This is a genomic window from Uliginosibacterium sp. sgz301328 (assembly GCF_041807905.1).
GTDB lineage: Bacteria > Pseudomonadota > Gammaproteobacteria > Burkholderiales > Rhodocyclaceae > JBGVSA01.
Map to the genome: position 1 here is coordinate 1 of NZ_JBGVSA010000032.1, position 14,051 is coordinate 14,051.

The 14,051-nt window shown below is 63.6% G+C and carries 13 protein-coding genes; 7 read left to right on the plus strand and 6 right to left on the minus strand.

Going from position 1 to position 14,051, the window contains the following annotated elements; genetic code table 11:
* The 3 genes from ACDA63_RS17930 to ilvA form a co-directional block, all read left to right on the plus strand.
* Positions 1-728, plus strand: a 728-nt coding sequence (locus tag ACDA63_RS17930; protein WP_373664660.1) for an NYN domain-containing protein, incomplete at its 5' end; no start/stop codon positions are given.
* A 48-nt stretch (positions 729-776) separates the two neighbouring features.
* A complete protein-coding gene (locus ACDA63_RS17935; protein WP_373664661.1) occupies positions 777-2,510 on the plus strand; it encodes a SulP family inorganic anion transporter in 1,734 nt (577 codons plus the stop codon).
* A 102-nt stretch (positions 2,511-2,612) separates the two neighbouring features.
* On the plus strand, positions 2,613-4,133 hold the full coding sequence (ilvA, locus tag ACDA63_RS17940; RefSeq protein ID WP_373664662.1) for a threonine ammonia-lyase, biosynthetic: 1,521 nt from the start codon (positions 2,613-2,615) through the stop codon (positions 4,131-4,133).
* A gap of 61 nt (positions 4,134-4,194) precedes the next feature.
* On the opposite strand, the gene ACDA63_RS17945 is transcribed toward ilvA, so the two are convergent.
* Together ACDA63_RS17945 and ACDA63_RS17950 are read right to left on the minus strand one after the other, a co-directional pair.
* Positions 4,195-5,769 carry a glucosyltransferase domain-containing protein gene (locus ACDA63_RS17945; RefSeq protein WP_373664663.1) on the minus strand — a complete coding sequence of 525 codons (1,575 nt, stop codon included), beginning with the start codon at positions 5,767-5,769 and terminating at the stop codon, positions 4,195-4,197.
* Between the two features lie 162 nt (positions 5,770-5,931).
* Positions 5,932-7,842, minus strand: coding sequence for an ATP-binding cassette domain-containing protein (locus tag ACDA63_RS17950; protein WP_373664664.1), 1,911 nt, complete (start codon positions 7,840-7,842; stop codon positions 5,932-5,934).
* Positions 7,843-7,861: 19 nt separating this feature from the next.
* Here ACDA63_RS17950 and ACDA63_RS17955 point away from each other — a divergent pair, with 19 nt between their 5' ends.
* Positions 7,862-8,443, plus strand: a complete 582-nt coding sequence (locus tag ACDA63_RS17955) for a dihydrofolate reductase family protein (protein WP_373664665.1) — start codon at positions 7,862-7,864, stop codon at positions 8,441-8,443.
* The gene (locus ACDA63_RS17960) at positions 8,440-9,090 is read left to right on the plus strand and encodes a hypothetical protein (protein WP_373664666.1); all 651 of its coding nucleotides are present in this window, start codon (positions 8,440-8,442) and stop codon (positions 9,088-9,090) included. Before ACDA63_RS17955 ends, ACDA63_RS17960 begins: the two co-directional genes overlap by 4 nt.
* On the opposite strand, the gene mutY is transcribed toward ACDA63_RS17960, so the two are convergent.
* Positions 9,091-10,149 carry an A/G-specific adenine glycosylase gene (mutY, locus tag ACDA63_RS17965; RefSeq protein ID WP_373664667.1) on the minus strand — a complete coding sequence of 353 codons (1,059 nt, stop codon included), beginning with the start codon at positions 10,147-10,149 and terminating at the stop codon, positions 9,091-9,093.
* A gap of 89 nt (positions 10,150-10,238) precedes the next feature.
* Between mutY and ACDA63_RS17970 the strand changes: the two genes are divergently transcribed.
* Positions 10,239-10,751 carry a flavin reductase family protein gene (locus tag ACDA63_RS17970; protein WP_373664668.1) on the plus strand — a complete coding sequence of 171 codons (513 nt, stop codon included), beginning with the start codon at positions 10,239-10,241 and terminating at the stop codon, positions 10,749-10,751.
* The gene (locus ACDA63_RS17975; RefSeq protein ID WP_373664669.1) at positions 10,748-11,128 is read left to right on the plus strand and encodes an RNA-binding S4 domain-containing protein; all 381 of its coding nucleotides are present in this window, start codon (positions 10,748-10,750) and stop codon (positions 11,126-11,128) included. Before ACDA63_RS17970 ends, ACDA63_RS17975 begins: the two co-directional genes overlap by 4 nt.
* A gap of 8 nt (positions 11,129-11,136) precedes the next feature.
* Here the strand turns inward: ACDA63_RS17975 and ACDA63_RS17980 are convergent, their stop codons facing one another.
* From ACDA63_RS17980 to hslV, 3 genes are all read right to left on the minus strand, one after another.
* The gene (locus tag ACDA63_RS17980) at positions 11,137-12,012 is read right to left on the minus strand and encodes an AEC family transporter (protein ID WP_373664670.1); all 876 of its coding nucleotides are present in this window, start codon (positions 12,010-12,012) and stop codon (positions 11,137-11,139) included.
* 79 nt (positions 12,013-12,091) lie between these two features.
* The gene (hslU, locus tag ACDA63_RS17985; protein ID WP_373664692.1) at positions 12,092-13,417 is read right to left on the minus strand and encodes an ATP-dependent protease ATPase subunit HslU; all 1,326 of its coding nucleotides are present in this window, start codon (positions 13,415-13,417) and stop codon (positions 12,092-12,094) included.
* A 74-nt stretch (positions 13,418-13,491) separates the two neighbouring features.
* Positions 13,492-14,028, minus strand: a complete 537-nt coding sequence (gene hslV, locus ACDA63_RS17990) for an ATP-dependent protease subunit HslV (RefSeq protein ID WP_373664671.1) — start codon at positions 14,026-14,028, stop codon at positions 13,492-13,494.
* Between the last annotated feature and the right edge of the window lie 23 nt (positions 14,029-14,051).

A 14,051-nucleotide genomic window follows, 5' to 3' on the forward strand; every position in this document is an offset into this window, starting at 1 on the left:
CCCAAGCGCGCCTGGCAGTACTGATCGACGCCGACAACGCGTCGGCCGCCATTATCGAAGGGCTGATCGCCGAGATCGCCAACTATGGTGTGGCGAGCGTCAAGCGCATCTACGGCGACTGGACCACGCCCAACCTTTCGAGCTGGAAAGCATCGCTGCTCGACTACTCCATCGTGCCGATCCAGCAGTTCCGCTACACGGTCGGCAAGAACGCCACCGACAGCGCGATGATCATCGATGCCATGGATCTGATGTACACCGGCCGCTTCGATGGCTTCTGCCTAGTGTCGTCGGATTCGGACTTCACGCGGCTGGCGGCGCGCATTCGCGAAGAAGGGCTGATGGTCTACGGTTTTGGCGAGCGCAAAACGCCCAAGCCTTTCGTATCGGCATGTCATAAATTCATCTATACCGACGTCCTGCACGAGACCGAAGAGACGGCCAGCCCCGCCGCGCGCACCAATCGCGCCAAGGAACTGTCGGGCGACGCTCGTCTGATCAACCTGATCCGCTCGGCCATCGAGGCGCGCGCCGATGAAGACGGCTGGGCGCACCTGGGTGCAACCGGCAGCGCGATCGCGCAAGCCTCACCCGAATTCGATGCGCGTAACTACGGATTTTCGCGTTTGTCCGAATTGATGCGCGCGATATCGTTGTTCGAAGTCGTCGAGCGTCCGCTCGGCAACGGCAAGGCGATTTTTGTCCGCGACAAACGCAAGAAGCGGTGATGCAGCTTTCATGAATGGCTCCATTCGAAGTTCTATGATGTAGAAATCATGCAAGACACTTCGTCCGCCCTGATGGGGAGATTGGCCAGCTGGATCCCCGGTCTGCCGGAATTGCTCCATTACTCGCGGGCGGACGTACGGGCCGATCTTTTCGCTGGCATCTCGATTGCAACGATCGCGCTGCCGGTCTCCATCGCCTACGCGCAACTGGCCGGCTTCAGTCCGGTCGTGGGCCTCTACAGCGCGATCCTGCCGATGATCGCCTACGCCTTCTTCGGTTCATCCAGGCAACTCATCGTCGGGCCGGATGCCGCCACGTGCGCCATGATCTCCGCCACGCTCATGCCCCTGGCGGGTGGCGATCCCGAGCACTACCACGCGTTGGCGATTTCGCTGACGCTCATCACGGGTCTGCTGTGCATCGTCGCGGGACGACTGCGGATGGGTTTCCTCGCCGATCTGTTGAGCAGCCCCATCCTCATCGGCCTGCTCAATGGGGTGGCCGTCACCATCATCGTCGGCCAGCTTGGCAAGATCGGCGGCTTCTCGCTCGAAGGTAAGGACTTCATCGGGCAGGTGATCTCCATCGGACGGAATATCTCCTCGCTGCATTTGCCTACTTTCCTGCTCTCGGCAAGTTTATGCGTACTGTATATCGCGCTGAAGCGATTCTGGCCCAAGGGGCCGACGGCATTGATCGTGGCGGTCGTGGCCATCGGCTTGAACGCGCTCCTCGGACTTTCGGCGCAGGGGGTCGCGACCGTCGGCGAGATTCCGTCGTCGGTTCCGCGCCTGCACTGGCCTTCGTTGCGGCACGAAGAGCTAGGCTCGATCCTGCCGGCCGCCGCGCTGCTGGCCTTTGTCAGCTTCAGCAGCGGCATGCTGACGGCGCGCAGCTTTGCCGCGCGCAATGGCTACACCGTGGACGGTAACCGTGAGCTTGTGGCATTTGGCATCGTCAGTATCGTCTCGGCCATGTCGCAGGGCTTTGCCGTGACGGGCGCCAACTCGCGCACCGCCGTCAATGATGCGGCCGGAGGCCGCACACGCATGGCGCAAGTATTTGGCGCGTTGGCCATCCTGCTCGCCCTGCTGTTTCTCACCGGGCCGCTGGCGCTGCTGCCGATGGCGGCGTTGGGCATCATCCTGGTGGTCGCGTCTTCCGGATTGATGAACTTCTCGGCCTACCGGCGGCTGTGGGCTTTCTCGCGCACCGAGTGCGGCGTCGCCGTGGGCACGTTCGTGGGCGTGTTGTTGATCGGTGTGATGCCCGGCATTCTGCTGGCGATCGTGCTGGCGCTGCTGAGCTTTCTGCATCGCGTGGCACGCCCGGCCGACTACGTGCTGGGGGTGGCAAGCGACGGCGAACTGCATGCGATGCGCTTTCATCCGGACGCCAGGTCCGAGCCGGGATTGCTGGCCTATCGTTTCGTCGCCCCGCTGATTTTCTTCAACGCCCCGTATTTCCGCCAGCGCGTCGAAGAACTGATCGCTGAGGCTGAAGTCCCGGTGCGATGGGTGATGATCGATGGCTACACCATCAGCCATGTCGATCTGACCGGTGCGCAATTGCTGTCGGATATGGCCGATGAGCTGGCTCGCCGCGGCATCACGATGGCTTTCGGCGGCCGCAGGAATGAGATCGTTCTTTGGCTGGAGTCGCGCCACCTCACGCAGCGCGACCTGAGGATCAAGCTCTTCCCGAGCCGCCGCACGGCCATGACGGCCTTTCGCGAGGCGCGCGAGAACGGCTTCGTCGATATGGACGAGGACCGTAGCTGATCACTCGCCGGTGCGGGCGGCCACAGCCTGCAATGGTCGACGGTCTTTCCTTGTGGGCTGTTGCGGCGCGATAATGGACCTTTTGCCGTAACGCCCACTGAAATGTCCTCTGCCTGTCCCGACTATCTCGAAAGAATCCTCAACGCCCAAGTGTACGACGTGGCCATTGAAACGCCGCTCGACCTGGCCGCCAACCTTTCGCGACGCGTGGACAACCGAATTTATCTGAAGCGCGAGGACATGCAGCCTGTCTTCTCGTTCAAGCTGCGCGGCGCGTACAACAAGATGTCCAAGCTCTCGCCCGAGCAACTTGCACGCGGCGTGATCTGCGCTTCGGCTGGCAACCACGCACAGGGCGTGGCGCTGTCGGCGCAGAGGATGGGCGTGCGCGCGGTGATCGTCATGCCCACCACCACGCCGCAGATCAAGGTCGATGCTGTGCGCGCCCGTGGCGGCGAAGCGGTGCTCGCCGGCGAGTCGTTCGATGAAGCCTATGCTCATGCCGTCGAGCTCGGCGATCGCGAAGGGCTGACTTTCGTGCATCCCTACGATGACCCCGAAGTCATCGCCGGGCAGGGCACGATCGGCATGGAAATCCTGCGTCAGCACGCCGGCCCCATCGATGCGGTGTTCTGCGCCATCGGCGGCGGTGGTTTGATCGCTGGCGTGGCCGCGTACATCAAGCGTCTGCGCCCGAACACCCGCATCGTCGGTGTCGAAACCGTCGACGCCGATGCCATGAAGCGTTCGCTGGCGGCCGGCGAGCGCGTGCGTCTGCAGTCGGTCGGTCTGTTCGCCGACGGTACGGCGGTGAAATTCGTGGGCGAAGAGACCTTCCGCCTCTGCCAGCAATACGTGGACGAAGTCATCCTCGTCGACAACGACGCCATCTGCGCGGCCATCAAGGATGTCTTCGAAGACACACGCTCGATTCTCGAACCCTCCGGCGCGCTGGCACTGGCAGGCGCCAAGGCCTGGCTGGCGCGCGAAGGCGCTCACGGTCGCGCAGTGGTGGCGGTGACCAGCGGCGCCAACACCAATTTCGACCGCCTGCGCTTTGTCGCCGAGCGCGCAGAAGTCGGCGAGCAACGCGAAGCGGTGCTGGCAGTCACGATTCCCGAAAAGCCGGGCAGCTTCCGCCTGTTCTGCAGCCTGCTGGGCAGTCGCAACGTGACGGAATTCAACTACCGTTATGCCGATCCCCAGAACGCGCACATCTTCGTCGGCGTGACGATCCAGGATCGCGGCGAGCTCGCACGCCTGGTGGAATCGCTCAAGCAGCACGACCTACCGGCCGTCGATCTGTCAGACGATGAACTGGCCAAGTCGCACGTGCGCTACATGGTCGGCGGCCGGGCGCCGCAGGTCGACAACGAGCGTATCTATCGCTTCAGCTTTCCCGAGCGTCCCGGTGCGCTGATGAAGTTCCTCGACAATCTGCACACCGACTGGAACATCAGCTTGTTCCACTACCGCAACCACGGCTCGGACTTTGGCCGCGTGCTGGTCGGCATGCAGGTGCCGCCGCAGGACCAGTCCGAGTTCCAGGATTTCCTCGACCGCCTTGGCTATGAGGCCGTAGAAGAAACCGACAACCCGGCTTACAAGTTGTTTCTGGGATAGTCCCCTCTGCGCTCCAGCCCGCAATCGGCCTCCTGGCGGATTGCCGGGCTTCGCCGTCGGGTCAAGGGGCGGCAGTGACAATCGTGCGGCCCTCAACATAGGGCTCAATGATGACCACGATGAGCCTCTCTCGCGCCAGATAGACGCTATCTGCGTCGGGCCAGGATTCCCGTGTGGTGGCCGTCTCAAGTGCCACTTTCACGTCGTCCGCCGTAGCCATGACAAAGCAATCGCGGCCCATCACATAGTTGAAGAGTTCGACCTGCCGATACGGCGCGAATGACGTCTCTTCCATCGACACGTATGCCGTTCTCGGGCCGGGCACTGAGCGCACGGGCAACAGGGGCTGGCCGATCATAACCACGCGGTATCGGCCGCATTGGTCATTGCGGATCAATCGTTCCATGCGTGCCACGATACGATTGGCAAAAGCCATGTCCCACTGACTCCGCATGACGACGAACTGCACGATACGCACGTCAGTGACGATGTAATTCAGCGTCATGAGGCAAACGCCGGCGGCCAGCGCGGCGCGCAGGCGCACGCGGCTCTGCGAAAACACCAGGCACGCAGTCGCAATCACCAAGACCACCGGGGCGACGAAGCGGCCAGAGTGCCAATAGCTGTTCTTCGAGATGACGAACGATAGGTACGCCGCAATTGGCGCCAGCACAAGCCAAAGTGCTGCGCTGGCAACAAGCGTCGCGCGGCGCCCGCGTTGTGTTGTCGTTCGCTCGAAGGCGCGACGCAGTGCAAAGAGAGCTGCTCCGATGACGACTAGCGCGGGAAGCACCCTCAGGCAGCCGAAGACGAAGTTCGGCTCGTTCCCTATGCGCTCGAAAAAGTCCGCAAAGATCAGCGGAAATTGTGCGATCGCTTCACTCGGTGTGTTCGTATAGAGGCGCCGCGCGAAATGCTCCTGAGCGTGTGTGAGTGGCGACGTCGCTTCGATCGCCCGAAGCAGAGCGAGATACATGACACATCCCAATCCGGCGATCAGTATGTGGCGCAGTACCTGCCGTGCCACCGCTCGGCAGTCGCCTCGCGTGTCCACGATCCGACAAAATGTCCTTGCCACCATGGCGCTCGCGAGCGTGGCAATGGCGGGCTGATAAAACGACAGGCTGATCGTAACCAGCGCACCACCGGCCAGCAGGGCTTTGATCGACGTGTCCGTGATAAGCAAGGCAGCCATGGCGAATGTGGTAGGCAACACGAACGTCAGGTTGTCGCCCACGAAACTGAAGTAATCGAGCACAAACGGATACGTGCTGATCAAAGCGATGGTGATGAGACGCGACCAATTGTCCTGACGTTCGAGGAGGCGCGCGAACAGCAGGCCGTTACACACCTGTATCGGAATGGCGAGGAACATGCCCAGATAGTGTGTCGCCCCCTTCCCCAGCACAAGGTAAAGAACGTCCTGCGCCCAGCGTCCCTCCATCACGCGGTAGGACGGAAAATCCTGTAGCAGAACATTCGGAAAGGTGTGATTCGTGTAGATGTTGCTGACGACCAGTTGTCCGAAGGCGGCAAGGTTTATCAGCACGCCAATCCAGAAAACCTGGGTGAGCGTCAGGCGTTCAATACGCGCGAGCGCGCGCGTGAGGTGTGCATCGAGGGAACTTGAGAACATTGGGCAAGGCGACTGAACACGGAGGGCGCCGCAGTCCCGCGAGAGGACGTTTGCGGCGACCGCATGCTAATGGCCGGGATGCCCTGCTTGGTTGATGCGAATAGGATACCGGGCGCTACGCACGGAATCCGATAAGCCTTTCAGAAGAAGCGGGTGTTGCGCTCAGATGTCACCGATCTCTTCCAGCTCCGCCTGCACTTCGAGCCAGCGCATCTCGGCCTCATCGATGGCGTTGGTGAGTTCTGCCTGCCGCTTGAGGAAGGTCTGCAATTGGGCCGAGTCGCCATTGGCGTACAGCGTCGGGTCGGACAACCGTGCATCGAGCAGTTTTTTCTCGCCCTGCCAGCCGGCGAGCTTCTTTTCGATCTGTTCGATCTCTTTCGCCAGCGGGCGTCGGCGCGCCAGCCTGGCCTGCCGGTCGGCCGCGGCGTCGGCGCGGGCCTGCTGTCGGGCGGCCTTGTCCTGTGCGGCTTGCGTGTCGCCAGCGGCATCGGCCTGTTTGGAGCGGCGGGCGTCGAGCCATACGAGGTAGTCGTCCAGATCGCCGTCGAAGGGTTCGGCCTTGCCGTCGGCCACCAGCAGGAAATCATTGCACACCGTACGCAGCAGCGCCCGGTCGTGGCTGACCAGCACCATGGAGCCTTCGTATTCGGCCAGCGCGACCGTCAACGCGTGACGCATGTCGAGGTCGAGGTGATTGGTCGGCTCGTCGAGCAGCAGCAGATTGGGCCGTTGGCGGATCAATAGCGCCAACGCGAGGCGCGATTTCTCGCCACCCGAAAACGGCCCGATCGCCGCATCCGCCATCGGGCCGCGGAAGTCGAAACCTCCGATGTAGTCGCGCAGGTCTTGTTCGCGCGTGGTGGGCTCTTGTCGCTGCAGATGCTGGATGGGCGACTCATCGGGTCGCAATTGTTCGAGCTGATGTTGCGCGAAGTAGCCGATGGTGAGGCCCTTGCCGCTCAGTGCCTGCCCTTCCTGCGCACCAAGTTCGCCAGCAAGCAGTTTAATGAGCGTGGATTTGCCGGCGCCGTTCGGGCCGAGCAGGCCGAGCCGCGCGCCGGGGCGCAGTGTCAGCGACAGCCCGTCGATCACACGCCGCTCGCCGTAGCCGATCACGGCGTCATGGAGCGTGATCAGTGGGTCGGGCGCGCGTTCGGGTGCGAGGAAGGAAAAATCAAATGGTGTGTCGACGTGGGCCGCAGCGATGTGCTCCATGCGGTCGAGCGCCTTGATGCGGCTCTGCGCCTGTCGCGCCTTGGTCGCCTTGGCGCGGAAGCGGTCGATGTAGCTGTGCAGGTGGGCGATCTGTCGTTGTTGCTTCTCGTACATCGCCTGTTGCTGGGCGAGTTGGGCCGCGTGCTGGTCTTCAAAGGCGCTGTAGTTGCCGGCGTAGAGCGTCAGGCGCTGGCGATCTAGGTGCGCGATATGGGTGACGCAGGCGTCGAGGAAGTCGCGGTCGTGCGAAATCAGCAGCAGCGTGCCACGGTAGGCCGCCAACCATCGTTCGAGCCAAACCACCGCATCGAGATCCAGGTGGTTGGTGGGTTCGTCGAGCAGAAGCAGGTCGGAGCGGCACATGAGTGCCTGCGCCAGATTCAGGCGCATGCGCCAGCCGCCGGAGAAATCCGACACCGGGCGCGTGAAGTCGGAGTCGGCGAAGCCCAGCCCGTGCAACAGGATGCTGGCGCGGGCCTGGGCGGCATAGCCGTCAATCTCTTGCAGGCGCGCGTGCAGTTCGCCAACGCGATGGCCGTCGTGGGCCTCTTCTGCCGCCGTCAGTTCCTGCTGGATGTAGCGTAGCTCGGCGTCGCCATCGAGCACGTAATCGAGCGCGCTGGTGGCAAGAGCCGGCGTCTCTTGCGCAACATGGGCGATGACCCACGAAGCCGGCATTTCAAGGTCTCCGGCGTCCTGGTGCAATTCGCCGCGCAGCAGCGCGAACAGGCTGGACTTGCCCGTGCCGTTGGCGCCGGTTACGCCGACGCGCCAACCCGGGTGGATCTGCAGGGAGAGGCCTTCTATGAGGCGACGGGTTCCGCGGGCAAGCGCGAGGTTACGAAACTGGATCACGAGGGGCGGGAGTGGGACAATGCACGACCAGCGTATTGTAGCCGGCACCATGCCCAAGTCTGAGCTGATCTACTACGTCGCCACGAGCCTGGACGGCTTCATCGCCACCGCAGACGGCGGCATCGATTGGCTGGCACCGTTCGAGGGTGGCACGCAGGACTACGGTTACGCCGCCTTCATCGACCGCATCGACGCCGTCGTGATGGGCAGCGCCACCTACGAGAAGTGCCTCGGCTTCGGCGAATGGCCGTATGCCGGCAAGCGCGTATGGGTGTTATCGTCGCGCGATCTGGATGCGGTCGATGCCGACGTGACGATCACGCCCGACGAGCCCGGTGCGGTCATGCGCGAGCTTGAAGCGCAGGGTTTGCGGCGCGTATGGCTGGCCGGTGGTGGCCTGGTGGCGGGCGAATTCCGGCGCCACGGGCTGATCACGGGCTACATCGTGTCGGTGATCCCGGTCGTGCTCGGCAACGGCATTCCGCTGCTCGGCCACAGCGGTGACCAGGAGCAGCTCGAACTGGTGGAAAGCCGTGCTTACCCGGACGGTATCGTCCAGTTGCATTACCGGCCCCTTGATCCGGATACTCTTTCGTCATGAAACGTATATTGATTCCGGCGCTGCTGACCCTTGCGGTCGGCGCCGCCTTTGCCCAGCAGTCGCAGCTCGCCGCCGATCCCTGGAAGGCGCAGCGCGAACGCGCCGAAAAGATGCGCCAGGAAGCCGAATTGGCTCGCCGCCAGGCTCAGGAAGAGCGTGATGTGAACGACGCGGCCTGTTATCACAAATTCCTCGTCAATTACTGCCTGGACAAGTCGCGCGAGACATATCTCGAAAGAATCGTCGGCGCACGCAAATTGGAGATCGAAGCGGCCAACCTCGAACGCGAGGCCAAGTCGGCCGAACTGGCGATCAAGGACGCCGAACGTGCCGCCAATCCGCCGCAGCCGACGGTCGGGCCATTGGGTGATGTCTCGGCACCGCACGCGGGCCCGCGTCCGACCATGCCGCCGATCCCGGCCAACCGGCCGGCGCCTGAGGCCCCCAAGCCGACGGCTGCGCCGCTCGACCCGAAAGCGCAGGCAGAGCATGACGCCGCGCGGCAGGCGCAGCGCGCACAAGAGGCTGAAGAAGCCGCCAAGCGTGCCCAGCAGGCTCGCGAAGACAAGGCGCGTTATGACGAACGCGCCCGTGAGGCGGCAGAAAAGAAAGCGGCCAAGGGACAATCCGCGCCGGCGGCGAAGTAATCAGACGCCGGACAGATCCGAAAGCACGCGTTTGATGGGGGCCGGCAGGCCGTAGCGGTCGAGCGCGTCGAGCGGCGCCCACAACAGCCCCTCTTCAGCCGCTTGCTCGGGCATGGTCGACAATCGGGCGAGCCAGGGCGTGATGGTCAGCGCAAAGTGCGTGAAGGTGTGGCGCACCGTGACCAGCGCCGACACTTCATGCGGGACTACTCCGCTGCGGCGCAGGGCCAGTGCCATGGGCGATTCACCATCCGTGGCTTCCGGCAGGCTGTAGAGACCGCCCCAGATGCCCGTGGGCGGACGGCGTTCCAGCAGCACCTTGCCCTGCGCAATCATCACCAGCATGTCAGCGCTCCGTTCAGGGATCGCCTTGCGCGGCCGCGCCGCGGGCAACTCGCCCTGACGACCCGTCACGCGAGCCACGCACGATTCATTGACCGGGCAATGCAGGCACACGGGTCGGCCGCGCGTGCACACCGTGGCCCCCAGATCCATCAGCGCCTGCGTATAGGTATCGATGCCTTTGGCTGGCAACAATTCGTCGGCCAGCTTCCACATCGCCAATTCCACCGCGCGCGCACCAGGAAAGCCCTCGACCCCAAACTGCCGGGCCAGTACGCGCTTGACGTTGCCATCCAGGATCGCCGCCCTTTCACCAAAGCAGAACGAAGCGATCGCCGCCGCCGTCGAGCGACCGATGCCAGGCAGGGTGGCGAGTTGCTCGCTGGTGCGGGGAAACTGTCCGCCAAACTCTGCCTGTATCCGCTGCGCGCATTTGTGCAGATTACGCGCACGTGCGTAGTAGCCAAGACCGGCCCAATGGGCGAGCACGTCATCGATCGGCGCGCAGGCCAGGGCGTCCACGTCTGGAAAGGTCTCCAGAAAGCGCAGGTAGTACGGAATCACCGTGTCGACCTGCGTCTGCTGCAGCATGATTTCGGACAGCCACACGCGGTACGGGTCGCGGGTCTGTTGCCAAGGGAGATCGTGCCGTCCGTGAGTGCGTTGCCAGGCGATGAGGCGGGGAGCGAAGTCGGGGGATGCGGGTGCTTGAGCCATGGCGCAAGTGTAGCGCGGGGCACGGCGGGTCGACGCCAACGCCGTGGCACCCGATAATGCCAGGTTCTCGCCCTCCACATGACATCCCGATGACGCAGCACAGTTCCGACAACCCCGATGCCGATGGACACGCTTTTCGGCGTGCGCTGGGCATGTTCGCCACCGGCATCACGGTCGTGACTGCGCTGAGCGAGGACGGTACGCCGGTCGGGCTGACCGTGAACTCATTCAACTCGGTTTCGCTGCATCCGCCGCTGGTGGTGTGGAGCCTGTCCAACCACGTTGGCATCCGTCGCGTGATGGAGCGGTGTTCACACTACGCCGTGAATGTGCTGGCGCATGACCAGGAAGCAGTTTCGCGGCGCTTCGCGGGCAAGGTTGGCGAGCGTTTTACGGGTCTGGCGTGGCACAAGGGCACGAGCGGCGCGCCACTGTTGCCCGGTTGCTGCGCGCATTTCGAAGTGCGCAACGTCAACCAGCATGAGGGCGGCGATCATCTCGTGTTCATCGGTGAGGTTGAGCGCTTCGAGCGCTTCGATCGCGAGCCGCTGGTCTATTTCCGGGGACGCTACCGTCAGTTGGCCGAGGGAGGCGATCGATGAGCGAAGGCGTGCGGCTGGACAAATGGTTGTGGGCGGCGCGGTTCTTCAAGACACGCACACTGGCCACCGAGGCGGTCGAAGGCGGCCGTGTGCACGTCAACGGCGTGCGGGTGAAGCCGGCCAAGGACGTCAAGCCGGGCGACCGCGTCGAAGTCACCATGGCCGAGACACGCTGGGAGCTGATCGTGCGCGACCTGGCCGAAAAGCGCGGGCCGGCGACAGTGGCACGTACGCTCTACGAAGAAACCGAAGCCAGTCAGCGAGCCCGCGCCGAGCGCGCCGAGGCCCGGCGCGTACAGGCCGAGCCGGCCGACGATATTCGCGGACGTCCGACCAAACGGGATCGTCGCTCGCTGGACCGCTTTCGTCACAGCTAGGGCGGCGCTCAGTCCAGCGTCATCGCCAGCGCGATCGGCAAGAAGACCAGCGACAGTATGTTGCCGATGAGTACGATCGAAGCGACCTTGTCGGGTTCCTGGTTGAAGCGCTCGGCAAAGATGTAGTTGAGCACGGCCGGCGGCATGGCGCCGTAAATTACCAGCAGGGCGAAATCCAGGCCCCGGATGCCCAACACGATCCCCACCAGCCACGACACCGCTGCGCCAAGCAGCGGACGCGCGATCGCGCCTGTCAGCCCGATCCGCCAGGACGACAGTTCTGCCTCCGCCAGCCGCGCGCCGAGAGCGAAGAGCATCAGCGGGATGGCGATATCGCCCAGCATCTTTATCGCCATGAGCAACGGCGGCCACACCACCCAACCCATGAGCGAGACGATCGCTCCCGCGATGGTTGCGAAAACCAGCGGCAAGCGCCAGATCATCAGCAAGCGTGCCTGGCGGTCGAGCAGCCAGCCGCCAAAGACAAAGTGCAGCGAGGTGGAGATGACGAACAGCACCACCGCCGAAGGCAGCGCTGCATCGCCGAACGCCAGTACGGCGAGAGGAATGCCCAGGTTGCCGGAATTGCCGAACATCAGCGGCGGCAATAGCGTTTTGAGGTCCACACGCGCCGCGCGGGCCACCGCGAGGCCAGCGATGCCGGAGAGTGCCACCACCACCAGCATCGCCAGCGCCAACGTGCGGTGCGCGGCGAGATCGAAATCCTTGCCTGCCAGCACGGCAAAGGACAAGGCAGGTGCGAACACGTCCATGGTGAGACGGTTGGCGTGAGAGAGGTCGGGACGGTGGTGGCGTGCGACGAAATAACCGACGGCCGCGATGGCGAACATCGGGAAGAGAATCGAGATGATGCGTTCAAGCATCCACCCATTATGCCGCCAGCGTGGCGGGCGGGCTGTCAGGGAATGTCCGGGCGGCAGCCTCGGCCGCCGCCCGTATGCGTCAGAGAATGAAGCGGGCCAGATCTTCGCGCTGTGATAGCACGCCGAGTCGGCTATCGACATACGCGCCATCGACCAGCACCGCGCCCAGTCCAGGCTGGCCAGCGTCGAAGGCGACTTCTTCGAGGAGCTTTTCCATCACCGTGTAGAGACGACGCGCGCCGATATTCTCGGTCTTCTCATTCACGCTGAAAGCGATCTCGGCGAGCCGGCGGATGCCATCCGGCTGGAACGTCACCGTGACGCCATCTGTGGCAAGGAGCGCTTCGTACTGGCGCGTGAGGCAGGCGTCGGTACTGGTGAGGATGCGTTCGAAGTCTTCCACCGACAGCGATTCGAGTTCGACGCGGATCGGAAAACGCCCCTGTAGTTCGGGGATCAGATCGCTCGGCTTCGACAGGTGGAACGCGCCGCTGGCGATGAACAGAATGTGGTCGGTCTTGATCATGCCGTACTTGGTGCTGACCGTGGTGCCTTCGACCAGCGGCAGCAGATCGCGCTGCACGCCCTGGCGCGAGACATCCGCGCCTTGCGCGTCCGAGCGCGAGGCGATCTTGTCGATTTCGTCCAGGAAGACGATGCCGTTCTGCTCGACCGCAGTCACGGCTTCGGTCTTGAGCTCTTCGTCATTGACCAGACGTGCGGCTTCTTCATCCGCAAGCAGCTTGAGCGCGTCGGCGATCTTCATCTTGCGCAATTTCTTACGGCCCTGTCCCATGTTCTGGAACATGCCCTGGATTTGCTGCGTGAGTTCCTCCATGCCCGGAGGCGCAAAGATCTCGGCCGTCGCGCCCATTTGCGCTACCTCGACTTCGATTTCTTTGTCATCGAGTTCGCCTTCGCGCAGGCGCTTGCGGAATTTCTGGCGCGTGCCCGTCTCATCCGTTGCCTGCGGTTCGGCAGAGAAGCCTACCGGTCGCGCGGGTGGCAGCAGCACATCGAGCACGCGGTCTTCGGCCGCATCCAGCGCGCGGTCGCGCACGCGGCGCATGGCGTGCGAGCGCGCTTCTTTTACGGCGATCTCCATGAGGTCGCGGATGATCGTGTCGACGTCGCGGCCGACGTAGCCGACCTCGGTGAACTTGGTCGCTTCGACCTTGATGAAGGGGGCATTGGCCAGGCGTGCCAGACGGCGCGCGATCTCGGTCTTGCCCACGCCGGTCGGGCCGATCATCAGGATGTTCTTCGGCGTGATCTCGGCCTGCAGCGGCTCGGCCACCCGGGAGCGCCGCCAGCGGTTGCGAAGGGCCACGGCCACGGCGCGCTTGGCGCGATCCTGGCCGACGATGTGCTTGTCCAGTTCGGAGACGATCTCCGGGGGCGTCATGTTCATGGTCGTGCCTGCTGCGAAAGAGGGGGATGCGTGGCGCGCGCGCGGGCGCGCGCCGTGTTCGACTCAGATCAGTCCAGCGTCTCGATGGTGTGACTCTGATTGGTATAGATGCAAAGATCGCCGGCAATGGCGAGCGATTTCTTGACGACTTCAATGGGCGCCAGATCGGTATTCTCGATCAATGCGCGCGCGGCCGACTGAGCGTAGGCCCCGCCGCTACCGATGGCGACGATGCCCTGTTCGGGTTCGAGCACATCGCCGTTGCCGGTGATGATGAGCGAATGGTCGCGGTCCGCGACGGCGAGCATCGCCTCCAGCCGGCGCAGCATGCGGTCGGTGCGCCAATCCTTGGCGAGTTCGACTGCGCTACGCAGAAGATTGCCTTGATGTTTTTCGAGTTTGCCTTCGAACCGTTCGAACAGCGTGAAGGCGTCGGCCGTGCCGCCAGCGAAACCGGCCAGGATCTGGTCCTGGTAGAGGCGCCGCACTTTGCGCGCGGTGGCTTTCACGACGATGTTGCCGAGCGTGACCTGTCCGTCACCGCCGAGCGCTACCGAGCGCCCGCGCCGCACCGACAGGATGGTTGTACCGTGATATTGCTCCATGGTGTCCTTCCGAGCGCTTGGAA

Coding starts and splice junctions, on each gene's coding strand:
- ACDA63_RS17935 (WP_373664661.1), top strand. CDS start 777: ATGCAAGACACTTCGTCCGCCCTGATGGGGAGATTGGCCAGCTGGATC.
- ilvA (WP_373664662.1), top strand. CDS start 2,613: ATGTCCTCTGCCTGTCCCGACTATCTCGAAAGAATCCTCAACGCCCAA.
- ACDA63_RS17945 (WP_373664663.1), bottom strand. CDS start 5,769: ATGTTCTCAAGTTCCCTCGATGCACACCTCACGCGCGCGCTCGCGCGT.
- ACDA63_RS17955 (WP_373664665.1), top strand. CDS start 7,862: ATGCACGACCAGCGTATTGTAGCCGGCACCATGCCCAAGTCTGAGCTG.
- ACDA63_RS17960 (WP_373664666.1), top strand. CDS start 8,440: ATGAAACGTATATTGATTCCGGCGCTGCTGACCCTTGCGGTCGGCGCC.
- mutY (WP_373664667.1), bottom strand. CDS start 10,149: ATGGCTCAAGCACCCGCATCCCCCGACTTCGCTCCCCGCCTCATCGCC.
- ACDA63_RS17970 (WP_373664668.1), top strand. CDS start 10,239: ATGACGCAGCACAGTTCCGACAACCCCGATGCCGATGGACACGCTTTT.
- ACDA63_RS17975 (WP_373664669.1), top strand. CDS start 10,748: ATGAGCGAAGGCGTGCGGCTGGACAAATGGTTGTGGGCGGCGCGGTTC.
- ACDA63_RS17980 (WP_373664670.1), bottom strand. CDS start 12,012: ATGCTTGAACGCATCATCTCGATTCTCTTCCCGATGTTCGCCATCGCG.
- hslU (WP_373664692.1), bottom strand. CDS start 13,417: ATGACGCCCCCGGAGATCGTCTCCGAACTGGACAAGCACATCGTCGGC.
- hslV (WP_373664671.1), bottom strand. CDS start 14,028: ATGGAGCAATATCACGGTACAACCATCCTGTCGGTGCGGCGCGGGCGC.